This is a genomic window from Streptomyces durmitorensis (assembly GCF_023498005.1).
Lineage (GTDB): Bacteria > Actinomycetota > Actinomycetes > Streptomycetales > Streptomycetaceae > Streptomyces > Streptomyces durmitorensis.
Genome location: NZ_CP097289.1, coordinates 93,304 through 106,276, shown reverse-complemented (window position 1 = coordinate 106,276; position 12,973 = coordinate 93,304). Strand labels below are relative to the sequence as shown.

Below are 12,973 nucleotides of genomic sequence, written 5' to 3'. Positions count from 1 at the left end.
GCGGTTCGCGGCAGTGGACGAGAATGGACCCATGGATGTGCTGGCGGAGGTGCTGCGTGTTTCGGGTGCGCGAGGGGCGCTCGGGGTCATGCTGAAGGCCGGAGGAACCTGGGGCCTGTGGCTGGACTCCTTTCCAGGAGCAGCACTGCACGTGGTGTCCCGCGGCACCTTGTGGCTCCACGTCCCAGGCGAGAAACCTCTGCAGGTGCAGGCCGGAGACGCCGTCCTGGTGTCGCCGGGCACCGCACACGGGATAGCCGGAGGCGCCAGCGTGACGATGGGTTCCTGCGACCGTGAGGCGGCGGCCCGGTCTTTCGGCGACGGCCGGGCCCTGCGTCTGGGCTCGGCGCCGGTGCAGACGGAAGTGATCGTGCTGCACTACGAGCAGGATCCGGAGGTGCGCACACCGGTACTCACCTCCCTCGCTCGGCCGATGCATGTCACAGCCCGGGAGAACGCGCAGCTCAGAAGGACCGTCGAACTTCTCGCAGCGGAGATCGCACAGCCGCAGATCGGCACCACTGCCGCGATCAACAGCATCGTCGACCTTCTGCTCGTCCAGTTCGTACGCGCCTGGCTGGCCCGCCACCCGCAGGAGCAGTCCGGCTCATGGCTGGGAGCGATGCGTGATCCGGTCGTGCGCGACGCTCTGGCATGTGTCCACGCCCAACCGGGACACCCCTGGACCACGGAGACCCTGGCCGCCGCGACGCGCGTCTCCCGGGCGACGCTGTCCAGGCGTTTCCGGTCCGCCCTCGGGCAGACGCCGGGCGCGTACGTGACGCAGTGGCGCATCGACCTGGCGTCCGTCCGGCTCCGCGACACCGACGAGCCGGTCGAGTCGATCTCCGGCGCAGTCGGCTACAGCTCTCCGCACGCTTTCAGCCGTGCCTTCCGACGTGCCCGAGGCACGGCCCCGGGCGAGTACCGTTCTCGGCTTCGCAAGTGATCCGGGCTCGGGAGAGGTCAGCACCAGTCGGGTGCGCAACCTCCAGTCGCCTCGGCAGTCTTACTTCCGGGGTGCACATGACGACAGAACATCAGGTCTCCTTCTTCTTGAGGGAGTTGGAGACGGGCGACACCTGGCGGCGGGCAGCGGCGGCGAAGGGGCTCGGCAGACTCGGCGGCACCGAGCACGCCGCGGTGCTCGTCCGGGCAGCCGCCGACCCCGCGCCCGAGGTGCGGGAAGGCGCGGCAGTGGGCCTCGGCAGGCTGGGGGTCCCCGAGGCCGGGGCGAAGGCCCTGCCCGCGCTGATGGACGACGACGATCCGTGGGTGCGCAGGCGGGCCTCTCTGGCGTCGATCCGGCTCGAGCTGCGTGATCGCGAGGTCGTGGACGCCTACGGGCGACTGCTCGGCGATCCTGACCACCACCTGCGGATCAACGCCTTGGAGGCATTGCGGGAGCTGGGCGTACCCGGTGATGTTCCCGCGCTCATCCGGCTGTTGGGTGATCCGGCCCACGGCGTCTGGGGTCGGGCGCGGGCCATGGTCTTCATGTTCGAGAAGGACCCGGACGTCGAGGCGGAGCTGGTCCGTACGGCCCAGTGGGGCGCGGACGCCGCCCGCGTGCACGCCCTGTGGATGTTGCCGGACCAGCACGCCGACCGGCTGTTGCCGTCGCTGCTGAGAGATCTGACCGACGCCCCTTCCACCGAGGTGCGCTGCGCCGTGGCTTTCCGACTGGCGCGCGTGGACCGCCCAGAGACGCAGGACGCGTTGTTCGCGGTTCTGGAGGCGGATCGGGACCCGGAGATGGCGAGACAACTGCTGTTCCAGCTCGGGAGATCGGGTGACGAACGGCTGCTGGGTCCGGCCTCGCGCTGGCTGAGCGACGAGCTGGCGGGGCCATCGGCCGCCACTGCCCTGGGGTACGTCGGCGGCAGGCCCGCCACGAGGCTTCTGCGGGCTCTCCTCACCGACCCGACAACGTCCGCCCCCACGCTCGCGGCAGCAGCAAGGGCCTACGGCGATATGGGGAGATGGGACGCCGTGTGGCTGCTGGTACCCCTGCTGGGCCATTCAGCGCCCGGGGTGTACGAAGGTGCGCTGCGCGGGCTGGACGCCATGGCGGACACGGGGTTCAGGCCGTGGGAACGCGCGGCGGTCGCCCGGGCGCTGGTGGCCCGTCTCGGCGTCGACGCCACTCTGGTCGGGGTCGCGGAGAGGGTCCTCACGGGCCTGGCGGAAGCCCTGCCCGGTCTGCGGGAACTGGTGGACCGGACCACCTCCCCCCTTGTCCGAGCCGCCGCACTGTCGCTCCTGGACCCGCACAATGCGATGGACACGGGCACCCCGCACGATCTGCCGCTCTTCGTGCGGCACTTGGACGACGTGGATATGTGGGTGCGCCAGGCCGCCGTGGAGGGGATCGCCCACTGGGCGGAGGTGACGGGCACGCTCCCTCCGGGCGAGGAGCGGCTGCGCGACCAGCTCACCGCCCTGGACTCAGACCCGTCCGATTCCGTACGCGGGGCAGCGGCCGAAGCGCTGCGTGCCCTGGACGGCTGCCGGAACAACTGACGCGGCAGGGGCGACAACGGCAACACCAGTGTCACCCTCACCCTTCACTCCGGAACCGCCCAGCTCAGCACAGCGGGGGCTCGTACACGTGAGTGGGCGAGGAGACCCACCGTGTTGGTAGGCAGGGCCCGGACCTCAGGGCCCGGGGCGCCCGCCGGTGCGTTCAGATGCCGCAGGCCGACGCCGACCAGAAGCGGCTAGTGCGGTGATCGAGGTGGGTGTGGTCGCTGTGGCCCGGGTAGCCAGGGCCGAGGATTCCGTTGAAGCCGTGGTTGCGGGCCTGCTGGGCGAGGCGGCACAGCGAGTGCGGGCCCGCGCCGAGGTCCGCCGCATCGCCGTACAAGTGGCGGCTGCCGGCTGCTCCGCCGACCGCGTCGTTGCAGGCATGCGAGCGGAAGCCGCTGGTCACGCGGAGGGGTTGGTCGCCGAGGGCATGTCGCAATGCCTCGAGCTTCCACATGGTGCGCAACGCGTTTGCTTTGGCGGTGTTTGCGCTCACAGCGCCTCCCGCCCAGGTGGAGTTGCAGGTGTTGAGCTCGGCGTAACTGAAGTGGATCGGTGTGCAGTCGTTGTCCTGGAGGGCGTAGATCTTGCTGAATGTCGCCGGGCCGGCAACGCCGTCGGCGGCCAGTCCGTAAGCCGTCTGGAACCCCTTGACCGCGGCAGTCGTCGCAGGCCCGTAGGCACCGTCGATTGCGAGCGGGCCGCCGCTGCCGGCGTGGCCTGCTACTCGTATCTGCAAGTGCGTTACGTCGGCACCCGAGGCCCCTTGGGACAGGGTGCGCGACCAGGTGTAGCAGCTGTCGGCCTGAGCAGTTCCCGTGGTTGCCACGAGACCGCCCAAGGTGGCGGCAATGAGCATGACAATCGATAGGGCGAGTCGTGCGGTGCGTCTGGTCATCAGAAGACTCCATGAGAAGCGGGGGATGGAGATACGCACGTGCATTCCGAGCCTGGCGGGATGGGCGGCACACGTCAACGGGATCTGAACAGCCATCATTTGTCGGACCATTGGCGATCGATGGACGGCCTGGATGGCGGAGTGCCAGATCGAGTGTGCACCGGGCTGCTCATGGACCTGCGGGTCTCCAAGGCCGCGCCCCGCACGGTGCAGGTGAAGTACGGGCAGTGCCCCTTCACCGAACGGTGGTCGGGCAGCGGGGAATGCAGGGCGTAGGCGCCTGCGAAGGCACGGTTGGTTGAGCGTCACACCCGGATCGTCAGGCGCGTCAGGCGCGTCAGACGCGCCAGGTTCAGGCAGAGCCGGTCGCGCCGGGCCGCGCTGCGGCGGTCCCGTCCACGACCGAAAGCAGGTCCACGATGAAGATCAGCGTCGAGCCCGCCGGGATCAGCGCAGAGGGTGACTGCTTGCCGTAACCGAGACGCGGGGGAACGATGATCTCGCGCCGGCCGCCGACCTTCATTCCCCGCACACCCCGGTCCCAGCCCTTGATGGCCCTGCCACCGCCCACGGCGAACTTGAACGGCCGGTCCTGCTCCCAGGAGGAGTCGAACTCCCTTCCGGACGCGAATGTGACTCCTACGTAGTGAACTCGGACGACCCTGCCCGGCTGAGCCTCGGGTCCGTCCCCCATCACGAGGTCCCGGGTCGTCAGCTCGGTGGGCGCGTCCCCCTCCGGGACCTTGATTGTGGGCTTCGTCAGTTCGCTCATCACGGTCCCATCGTTCGCCGCCGGAGTCCTTTTCACGGACCGGTCGGCCACATGGACATTCCATGCGCCATGTGATCACGCTACCGCCGTGCCCGTGCTCCGATTGGAATCCCGAGTCTGTGAGCACGTACTCGATCTCCAGCTGTACTGGGCGCCTGCGTGGCACACCTGCGTCCCTTCCCGTGGAGGATGGGGAGTGCAAGGTCCTTGACGTGGGTGTCGCGCGAGCCAAGCACCGCTCAAGCACGCCAGCCTCAACTGCCCGTCAAGCACGCCAGCCTCAATGGCCCGGCCCGGTCCGCCACAGCTTCGCGGGCCGCCCGCCGCACGAAGTGCTGCGGACCCTGCGCGACCTGGCAGTCGTCCAACTCGGGGAGGACGAGGGCACGGAGGACCGAACGGCCATGCGTCAGGCGATGTGGGGAGGCAACGCTCCGAGAACTGCCGCGAGGCTGTGCGGGTCGCGGCGGGCAATGTTGTGACCAACGGGAATCTCGTGAACCCGCCAGCCTGAGTCGTTGCGCAACCGTTCGGCCAGGTTCACGAACGGGCTACCCGTCCACGCGCCACCACTGATGAACGTTCGGCCGAGCGCACGGCTGGGTTTGCCTCCCAGCCTGATCGACTGGACGAAGCTCGCCATGGGGTGCGGTCGCGCGCGCGGGTCGAGCCCATCAGGAACTGCGACCCATCGACCGTCGGCGCGGGCGCCGGCCACGAACAGCTCCCGGAAGCTGTCGCTGGTCAAAGACCAACACGAATCCCCATCGTCCGGGACGTAGGCATCGATGAAGACGAGCTGATCGAGGCGGTCGCCGAGCCGATCGGCAACACCGGCGATCACCATTCCGCCATAACTGTGCCCGCACAGCGCGAGGGGTGCTTCGTCGCAACGGTCGATGATCTCGGCTACCTGGTCAATATGGGTGTCGAGGTTCGGCGGACGCTCTACATCGACTGGGGCGTCCACCTCCAACCCGGACAGGGTCACCGCCTCGACGTGGTGACCTGCTCGGTGCAGCTCGGCGCCCACCGAGTCGAACACCCAACCACCTTGCCAGCCACCCGGCACCATCACGAACTTCACCGCGTCAGGGTAGGCCACGCAGAGCCCGGGAGTACGACTGCTGACATCTTCCTCGCCCTGGAGGACGGAGCCCGTGCGGCGTTCCCGTAGGCGGCTTTCATTCACCGATGGGCGCCTTGTCGGGCTTGGAATCATGCTGGTCTCATGATGACTGTGCTGCTCGTAGCCGATGACGACATGATCAGGTCCTTGCGCCCACTGATCCACCATGGTCCGCATTACCGTGTCATCTCCCACGCCGCCAGCCCAGCTGTCGCTCTGGCGCAGGCAAGGGTTCTGCTCCCGGACATCGTCGTCATCGACACCGCTGTACCCGGGGCCCCAGCGGAGCTTTCCGCGCTGTTCCAGGAGCTACGCGGCTTGGACCCTCCCAGCGGGGTCATCTGGCACGTTTCGGCAGAACCCCCTGTCCCGTCTCGTCTGCTCGAAGAAGCCGAAGGCGGCGTGCACACCGTCCATCACGGCGATCAGACCGCCATGCACGCCGCCCTGCGCACCATCGGCCTGCGGCGCGCCAGCTGCGACCCGGATCAACCTGGCTAGCGTGTGTGGGCCAGGCCCCATTTGGGCAACTCCCTCAGCCGCTCAGGTACACCTCGGATGAGCACCAGGTGCGCCGCCACAGCCCTCGGGCGAGAAGCGCCTCAGGCCGCCGTTAGGGCCGCCAGGGCGCGGTCCATCGCGGCGTTGAACTCTTCGGGCGTCAGCGGCAGCCGGGACTTGACGTCTCGACTCCACTGGTCGGCGAGGACCTCGGCGGAGCCCGCCTCGACACCGTCGAGCGCCGCGTCGGCCAGGTCCGACGGCGCGATCTTGTCCACGGGCCAGCCCGCAGCCATGTCGGTGTCGGTCAGGCCGAGGTGCACCGCTGTCACGAGCGTGCCCTGTTCGGCGAGCTCCAGGCGGACGCCATTGGTCATGGCCCAGGCGGCGGCCTTGGTCAGGTGGTAGGCATTGGCGCCCTTGCCGCCGAACCACGACATGGCGGAGAGCACGTCGACGATCGCGCCCCCGCCGTTCCTGGCGAGCGCCGGCGCGAACTCCCGGATCATTCCGAGGTGGCCGAACACGTTGGTCTCCAGCTCGTGCCGCACCGCGTCCAGCGAACCGGTCACCAGGTCGGTTCCCGTCTGGATCCCCGCGTTGTTGATGAGCAGCGAGACGTCCGGGGCGGCCTCGGCGGCGGTCCTCACCGATGCGGGATCGGTGATGTCGAGGGGCAGCACCTCGACCCCGGGCACGTCCACGGTCTCCGGCCGGCGGGCCGTCGCGTAGACCTTGCGGGCGCCCCGTTCGAGCAGGCGCTGGGCGAAGGCGCGGCCCAGGCCGCGGTTGGCTCCAGTGACAAGGGCAACTGAGTCGTTGATATCCATGCCCGGTACGCTAAAACCTGACGTTGACGTCAGAGGCAAGCGTTGGTCATCAGGGCCGGGGTGAGAGGAATCACCATGACTGTCACAGAGGCCGCGGACGAGCGGCTGATCCGCATCGGCGAGGTGGCACGGGGTGCTGGCGTCTCGGTACGCGCCGTGCGCTACTACGAGCAGCAGGGGCTGCTCATCGCGGCGCGCAGCCCATCCGGCCAGCGCCTCTACCGACAGGACGCCATCGCCCTGGTCCGCTTCTTCCAACAGATGTTCGCCGCCGGCCTGACCAGCCGAAGGATCACGGAACTCCTGCCGTGCTGGGACTCCGGGCACACCGACGCCGGGCAACGAGCCATGCTGCGTGCCGAGCGCGACCGGATCCAGGCCAAGGTCGACGACCTGCAGGCTGCCCTGGACCGTCTCGACGAGGTCATCGCGATCACGGACATGCACCCGTAGGCGCGGCCGGTCGGACGTCGCGCCGGCGACCAACGGCTGGAGTGGACCCGCAGCACTGCCTGATGCCGTGCCGAAGATCCACGCGGGGGTTTTCATCGGTTTCTCATCCCCGGAGGCCGACAGAGACAGAGGCGAAATGTGCTGGCTGTGAGGATCGAAGGGCAGGCAAAGCAGCCCCCACGATCACGGAGACTCCACATGAAGAAGTCCATAGCGATCGCCACGTTCGCCGTCATCACGCTCGGCACGCTCGGTTCGACCGCCGTCGTCGCGAATGCGTCCACCGCCGCACCGAGTAAGGGACACAGCCGGACCGTCGAGCGCCCGGCAGGCACCGACTCCAAGCCCGCCAAGCGGACCGGTGAGGGGTCGTTCTCCCACGCGGTCAAGGTTCCGGCCGGTACGGACTCCAAGCCCGGGATGAAGGCCGAGAGCGCCACGCCGAACTACAGCAAGACGGTGGAGAGGCCGGCCGGGACCGACTCGATCCCCGGACACAAGCGGTAGCCTTCGCACCTCTCGGCTACCTCTCAGCCACCTCTCAGCCATCTCCGGCCCCTCGGCTCACCCTTGTGTGGGCCGAGGGGCCGGACGCGTGGCACATCGGCAGGTCAACTATCGGGTTTCCTCGGTGCTCGCGGGCGCTGGGAGTGGCCGCCTGGTCAAAAGGGGCAGGGTAATGCCGTCGACGATCCGGGTGATGGCCTCTTCGGACACGGGTTTCAGCGTCATCAGGACCTCATGGCGAAAGAGGTCGAACGGCAGCGAGATCAGGCGTGGCTCCAGGACGGAGACATCGACCTCACCCCAGTCCACGGCCTGTTGGACGATGGACTCGGCCACCGAGCGACGGCTGCCCAGGATCTGCTCACGCAGCTGCTCCGGGTTCGACCCCCTCTCCGCGAAGTAGCCGTCGAGGAGGACCGCGGTCGCCACGAGAAGATCGACGCGCTCCGTGTTGGCCGCCCGCATGACCGCGATGAGGTCACCGCGGAGTGTTCCCGTATCAGGGATCTCGATGACCCGTACAGAACTGGCGTGTGTGAGGGCGGCCTCCACCATCAGGGCCTTGTTGACCCAGCGGCGGTAGATCACCGGCGTGCTCGTGCCGGCCCGCTTGGCAACCGACTCCAGCGTGAACGCCGCGTACCCGCGCTCGGTCAGTTCAGCCCAGGCGGCATCGAGCAGGGCCTCCTCGAGCTCTTTGCCTCGTCTGCGCTGCATGCGACAACCCCCATCAAGATGTGTATGTGCTTCTTATTTTGACCGCCGGGCCTTCTCCGGCCCGAACGAAGCCAATGACAGGTGAGCGGCTATGAGCAGCCAAGACGCAGTGACCGTCCTCATCGAGATCCACGCCAAGGACGGGCAGGAGAAGGACGCCCGCGACAACCTGCTCCACGCGATCGAGACGTCCGAGAAGCCCGGTCTCGTCAGTTCCACGGAGTATGAGGATCTCAACGACCCAGGCACCTTCTACGCCGTCCAGGTGTGGGAAAACGTGGAGGCGTTCCACGCACACATGCAGGACGCCGCGGAGGCCGGCATGAGCGAGGCGGTCCAGGTCCTGCGCGAGCACCCGAAGACGGCGGTACTGCGCACCATCGGCTGAGGCGGCGCCGATGATCACAGGGACCCGTGGCTGTCGGCGGCAGTGAATGAGCCCGGCCTCGATGACGAGGCGGTGGCGACCGTGTAAGCGTCTGGCTGGATCAGGTGGCGAGCGGGTCAGCGCGACGCGGGCCGTGTCGTCGCCATGGGCTCCAGCGGTGGCCAGGTCTGCGTGAGCCGAAGCGCCGCGGTTCGTGCATCGAAAGATGTATCGGCATCTCATCCGCCGCTACGACCCTGGTGATCGCGTGGGCGCCGAGAATGGTGAACACCCCTAGTGCAGGCGGGTGTTCAGCAAGGAGAGAGCATTGACCGACCCTCGTCCCGACTCGTCCGTTCACTCGCTCCCGCCCCCTTCCCTCTCCGGGGTCCTGGGTCGGGCCCTGGGTGGCGGTCTCATCATGGCCGTGGCACTGGGGGCCGGCACCGCGGTGGGCCCGGTGGTTGCCGATGCCGTCGGAGTGAGCGGGTTCGCGGCCCGCCTGGTGCCTGCCGCGTTCGTCAGCGCGGTGGCCATGCCGCTCGTCGTGTTCGCGCTGCGTCGGCGGCGCGGCTCGCTCACTGACATCGGGTTCGGCGGTGCGGGCCCGAGTCTGCGGGCCCTGCTCGTCGGGGTGGGTGTGACGGCGGGGGCCGCGGCGCTGGTGCTCGGTGCGGGGACAGCCGCCGGGATGCTGCACTGGTCACGCCCTGATCTGCCCACGCTCGGCGGATACATCGTGACGAACGCCGTCATCGCTCTGCTCCTTGAGGCGCTGCCCGAGGAGACGACGCTGCGCGGCCATACGTGGACGTCGCTGAGGAGCCGGTTCGGCGGGGCAGCATCGGCGCTCGGGACGACGGCCGTGTTCCTGGTCGTGCCCGGTGTCTCGACGGTGGTGGAGGCAGGCGTGGCGCGCCTTGTCGGTGGCGAGGGCGGGACCGTCGGCCTCGCGCCCGGAGGGCAGAATCCGGTCGACTACCTGATTCTCCTGACCGTCTTCGGCCTGATGCTCGTCGCGGCCCGCACGGCGGTGCGGCACGCTCCGCTGTGGGTCGGCATCGGCGCGCATCTGACCTTCCTCACCGTCAACCGGGTTGTGTTCGAGGGCGATCGGCGAGGTGCGGGGTGGTCCGTGCAAACGACGCCGGGTGCGGAGCTCCTCGTACCCGTGTATCTCCTGGTCGCCACGGCTGTGTTCGCGCTGTGGCGACGGCGTGCGGCGGACCCGGTCGGCACCGGCCGGAAGGTCGCGACCGTGTCCGGCCGGCTCGGCCAGGAGGTCCAACCTCCGGTGCGCTGAACCTGGATGGCGAGGTCCACCCCTGTCCACCCCAGCCCGATCCGCGGTGACGGCCTGCCCGCCCGCGGTGAGCGCACCACGGATGAGCGCATCTCCCACCGCATGTCCGACCTCGCCAGCGCTGCCGTCCGGGCTCGCGACGCGGGCAAGCACACCACAGTGATCGGCCCCGGCGCCTCGCGCGAGTGTTGCGCCGTGCCAGGCCGGTGCTGGGGGTTCTGGTCGTAGTGGCCTTGCTGGCCGGGGTGCCGCGGCTGATCGCTCGCGTCCTCTACTGGATGGACTCCAACATCGAGGAGGTCACGGTCGGTTCCGAGACCGGACCCGCCGCGCTCGTCACCGTTCTGCCTACCGCCCTGGCTGCCGCCGTCGCGGGGCAGGGTGCGGCTTCGCACTGCCCGCCTTGCCGATCGCGCGGTGCGCGAGGTCCTGGTGGCGGTTCATCGGCCCTGGCGGATTTGTCATCCGACCGCGGCCCATGGTGCCGGGCGGCGTACAGGTACAGGTCACGCCAATGGCACCTCGGTGCGGGCTTTAACCACCGTCGCCTGGGCACTGACGCTGGATCAGGTCGGCCACGGCGGCCGGGCGGCCCAGGTAGGGCGAGTGGCTGGTGTCCCACGTTTCCGCATGAGAGCAACGCCCGGCGAAGCGGTCCGGAAGTGGAGTCGCGATGGTCCGGTCTCGCTGCCCGCGGAGGTAGAACGACGGGGTGTCCCGCCAACTCACGCGAGTTGGTGTGGCGTCGAAGATCGACGGAGGTTCCGGACGCAGCAACTCCACCGCACGCGTGGCCGCCGGTTCGTCGATGTCGCCGTAGAGTTTCGCCCGGGCGTCGTCCGGGTCCAGGCGGAGCCGCCCGTCCGCGTCCGGCAGCGCGATCAGGCCCTCGCCGGGCTCGCCAGGGGTCTCCGCGAGCACTGTGGCCGGGGATTCATCGACATCGAGAATCCAGCTGTTGAGGAAGATCAACGCGGCAGCGCCACGCACCGTCCCGGCGGTGACACCCCCGAACGAATGCCCCACTACCACCGACGGCTCCGACGACCCCGAGACGATGGCCTCGACCTTCGCGGTGCCCTCGGCGAGCGGCAGCTCGTAGAGGTCGGGCACCTCCACGGACAGATCCCGGGCGCGCAGCAGAGCGGCAAGTTCGGCGTAGTGAGCGGGCTGGTGCCAGGCTCCGTGAAGGATGATCACGTCAGTCACCTGTGCACATTAACGCTCTTTACGTGGCCGCGGTGAGGACCCCCAGGGCAGCCATTCGGGCAGGTTGGTGAGGACTTTGGCCACCAACCAGGTCGTATTCCGGGCCGTGTGCTGGAGCGCGCGGTCCCCTTGGCAGCCCCATGGGCTGTCGCGGCGGCCAGGACCGCACCGACAGCGGGCTGCCGCGGGATGGGCAGGCCGGAATGGATGTCATTTACGGTCTGCGTGGCGAAGGCGTTGGCCGCGACTGCCGACGCTCCTTGGAGAGCGGGGATGCGGGCGCCGCAGTCGACCCGAGCGCGGCGGTCACGAACGACGCGACGAGCGGGCGGCGGCCCTGCTCGTTCCAGGCGAGGACGAGGCGGCTGGGTGGCGCGTCGGTCGTCGGGACGCAGGCCAGGCCGTGCGGGACCGGTGCGACCAGCGAGCGGGGCAGCACCCCGATCATGCGGCTCACTGTGATCATGCGGATCATCTGCACCACGTCATCGACCTCGGGGCCGGTGCCATCACGCCCGGGGACCCCCTTCCAGCTTCCAGCGTGGCAGCGTTTCGCCCTCCGGGTCGAACATGTGCACCGAAGAGGGCCCGGCCAGGCGGTGCCCGGGCGGGACAACGATCGCGCGGTCCTCGGTCTGCAGGCTTCCGTCTTGAGGTGATCCTGGTCAAGGCGGAGGGGAAGGTCCCTCAAACCTCCTCAGGCATCACAGCCCTCTCCCTCCAGCTGCTGCCCGGTACCCCTCCACGGCGGACCTATGTCCCAACGTGCCGGTGCACCTTTGGCCGCTACCGCGAGAGCGTCAACGCCCTGGAACGAGCGGTCTACCAACTGGGTTCGTTGACCCGCAGCCTTGGGCAGTGGCTAGTTGGTGGTCATCAGGTCGGTGCGCAGCTTGGCGACGACGCGGGTGAGCAGCCGGGAGACGTGCATCTGCGAGACACCGAGTGCTTCGCCGATCTGCGCCTGCGTCTTTTCCTCGACGAAGCGGAGATGGATCAGCGTGCGCTCGCGGTCGTCGAGGTCGGCGATGAGCGGGGCCAGGGAGTGGAAGTTGTCGATGAGTTCGTAGGCGTCCTCTTCGAAGCCGATGAAGTCGGCCAGCGCGGCGTCGGACTCGTCGTTGCTGCCCATCACTGAGGCGTCCAGCGAGGCGGCGTTGTAGCCATTGGACGCCATCTGAGCCTGGGCGACCTCGGACGGCTCCAGCTGCATCAGCTCTGCCAGCTCGGCAGTGGAGGGGTTGCGGTCCAGGCGGGTGCGCAGTTCCTCGGTGGCCTTGGACAGTTCGATGCGGGCTTCCTGCAGACGCCGCGGCACATGTACGGCCCAGCTGGTGTCGCGGAAGAAGCGCTTGATCTCACCGGTGATGTAGGGGACGGCGAACGTGGCGAACTCGACCTCACGGGTCAGTTCAAACCGGTCGATCGCCTTGATCAGGCCGATCGTGCCGACCTGGACGATGTCTTCCATCTCCCCCTGGCCGCGATGGCGGAACCGGGACGCCGCGTACTGCACGAGGGAGAGGTTCATCTCGATCAGGCAGTTACGCACGTATTGGTACTCGTGCGTGCCCTCCTCCAGATGCCCGAGCCGGTCGAAGAACCGCTTGCAGATCTCCCGCGCATCCTTCGGCGCAAGGGAGGAGGGGCTGGCGTAGGCTCGCTCGACGAGGTCCTTCTCAGCCTGAGCGGCCCGGGTCTTCCCCTGCGTCGTCACGGTCATCATGCGCCCCGCCTTTGGTTGTTCCGAGCTTGCGTGCG

General features: G+C 68.6%; 16 protein-coding genes. 8 read left to right on the top strand and 8 right to left on the bottom strand.

The window, feature by feature from the left end; translation table 11 throughout:
- The first annotated feature begins 31 nt into the window (after window positions 1–31).
- Both M4V62_RS00505 and M4V62_RS00500 read left to right on the top strand, forming a co-directional pair.
- Complete coding sequence (locus M4V62_RS00505) at window positions 32–949, top strand: AraC family transcriptional regulator (protein WP_249585179.1); 918 nt, start codon at window positions 32–34, stop codon at window positions 947–949.
- 77 nt (window positions 950–1,026) lie between these two features.
- A complete protein-coding gene (locus tag M4V62_RS00500) occupies window positions 1,027–2,523 on the top strand; it encodes a HEAT repeat domain-containing protein (RefSeq protein ID WP_249585178.1) in 1,497 nt (498 codons plus the stop codon).
- A gap of 163 nt (window positions 2,524–2,686) precedes the next feature.
- On the opposite strand, the gene M4V62_RS00495 is transcribed toward M4V62_RS00500, so the two are convergent.
- Window positions 2,687–3,424, bottom strand: a complete 738-nt coding sequence (locus M4V62_RS00495) for a D-Ala-D-Ala carboxypeptidase family metallohydrolase (protein ID WP_249585177.1) — start codon at window positions 3,422–3,424, stop codon at window positions 2,687–2,689.
- A 141-nt stretch (window positions 3,425–3,565) separates the two neighbouring features.
- Here M4V62_RS00495 and M4V62_RS43525 point away from each other — a divergent pair, with 141 nt between their 5' ends.
- Window positions 3,566–3,700: a hypothetical protein gene (locus tag M4V62_RS43525; RefSeq protein WP_283779055.1), complete on the top strand. Its 135-nt coding sequence runs from the start codon at window positions 3,566–3,568 to the stop codon at window positions 3,698–3,700.
- Window positions 3,701–3,776: 76 nt separating this feature from the next.
- Here the strand turns inward: M4V62_RS43525 and M4V62_RS00490 are convergent, their stop codons facing one another.
- Both M4V62_RS00490 and M4V62_RS00485 read right to left on the bottom strand, forming a co-directional pair.
- Entirely contained in the window at window positions 3,777–4,196 is a 420-nt protein-coding gene (locus tag M4V62_RS00490; RefSeq protein ID WP_249585176.1) for an FKBP-type peptidyl-prolyl cis-trans isomerase, read from the bottom strand.
- Window positions 4,197–4,605: 409 nt separating this feature from the next.
- On the bottom strand, window positions 4,606–5,283 hold the full coding sequence (locus tag M4V62_RS00485) for an alpha/beta fold hydrolase (RefSeq protein ID WP_249585175.1): 678 nt from the start codon (window positions 5,281–5,283) through the stop codon (window positions 4,606–4,608).
- Window positions 5,284–5,427: 144 nt separating this feature from the next.
- On the opposite strand from M4V62_RS00485, the gene M4V62_RS00480 reads away from it, so the two are divergent.
- On the top strand, window positions 5,428–5,826 hold the full coding sequence (locus M4V62_RS00480) for a helix-turn-helix domain-containing protein (RefSeq protein WP_249585174.1): 399 nt from the start codon (window positions 5,428–5,430) through the stop codon (window positions 5,824–5,826).
- 101 nt (window positions 5,827–5,927) lie between these two features.
- Here the strand turns inward: M4V62_RS00480 and M4V62_RS00475 are convergent, their stop codons facing one another.
- On the bottom strand, window positions 5,928–6,656 hold the full coding sequence (locus tag M4V62_RS00475; RefSeq protein ID WP_249585173.1) for an SDR family oxidoreductase: 729 nt from the start codon (window positions 6,654–6,656) through the stop codon (window positions 5,928–5,930).
- A 75-nt stretch (window positions 6,657–6,731) separates the two neighbouring features.
- Here M4V62_RS00475 and M4V62_RS00470 point away from each other — a divergent pair, with 75 nt between their 5' ends.
- Window positions 6,732–7,109: a MerR family transcriptional regulator gene (locus tag M4V62_RS00470; protein WP_249585172.1), complete on the top strand. Its 378-nt coding sequence runs from the start codon at window positions 6,732–6,734 to the stop codon at window positions 7,107–7,109.
- A 198-nt stretch (window positions 7,110–7,307) separates the two neighbouring features.
- Window positions 7,308–7,616: a hypothetical protein gene (locus tag M4V62_RS00465; RefSeq protein WP_249585171.1), complete on the top strand. Its 309-nt coding sequence runs from the start codon at window positions 7,308–7,310 to the stop codon at window positions 7,614–7,616.
- 108 nt (window positions 7,617–7,724) lie between these two features.
- Here the strand turns inward: M4V62_RS00465 and M4V62_RS00460 are convergent, their stop codons facing one another.
- Window positions 7,725–8,333 (bottom strand): TetR/AcrR family transcriptional regulator, encoded by a 609-nt coding sequence (locus M4V62_RS00460; RefSeq protein ID WP_249585170.1) that lies wholly within the window; start codon window positions 8,331–8,333, stop codon window positions 7,725–7,727.
- 91 nt (window positions 8,334–8,424) lie between these two features.
- On the opposite strand from M4V62_RS00460, the gene M4V62_RS00455 reads away from it, so the two are divergent.
- Window positions 8,425–8,721 carry a putative quinol monooxygenase gene (locus M4V62_RS00455; RefSeq protein WP_249585169.1) on the top strand — a complete coding sequence of 99 codons (297 nt, stop codon included), beginning with the start codon at window positions 8,425–8,427 and terminating at the stop codon, window positions 8,719–8,721.
- A 307-nt stretch (window positions 8,722–9,028) separates the two neighbouring features.
- Window positions 9,029–10,003: a CPBP family glutamic-type intramembrane protease gene (locus M4V62_RS00450; RefSeq protein WP_249585168.1), complete on the top strand. Its 975-nt coding sequence runs from the start codon at window positions 9,029–9,031 to the stop codon at window positions 10,001–10,003.
- A gap of 534 nt (window positions 10,004–10,537) precedes the next feature.
- Here M4V62_RS00450 and M4V62_RS00440 read toward each other — a convergent pair.
- The 3 genes from M4V62_RS00440 to M4V62_RS00430 form a co-directional block, all read right to left on the bottom strand.
- A complete protein-coding gene (locus M4V62_RS00440; protein ID WP_249585167.1) occupies window positions 10,538–11,212 on the bottom strand; it encodes an alpha/beta hydrolase in 675 nt (224 codons plus the stop codon).
- Between the two features lie 214 nt (window positions 11,213–11,426).
- Window positions 11,427–11,678: a type 2 periplasmic-binding domain-containing protein gene (locus M4V62_RS00435; protein ID WP_249585166.1), complete on the bottom strand. Its 252-nt coding sequence runs from the start codon at window positions 11,676–11,678 to the stop codon at window positions 11,427–11,429.
- 396 nt (window positions 11,679–12,074) lie between these two features.
- Window positions 12,075–12,935 carry a SigB/SigF/SigG family RNA polymerase sigma factor gene (locus tag M4V62_RS00430; protein ID WP_425575248.1) on the bottom strand — a complete coding sequence of 287 codons (861 nt, stop codon included), beginning with the start codon at window positions 12,933–12,935 and terminating at the stop codon, window positions 12,075–12,077.
- Window positions 12,936–12,973: the final 38 nt, after the last annotated feature.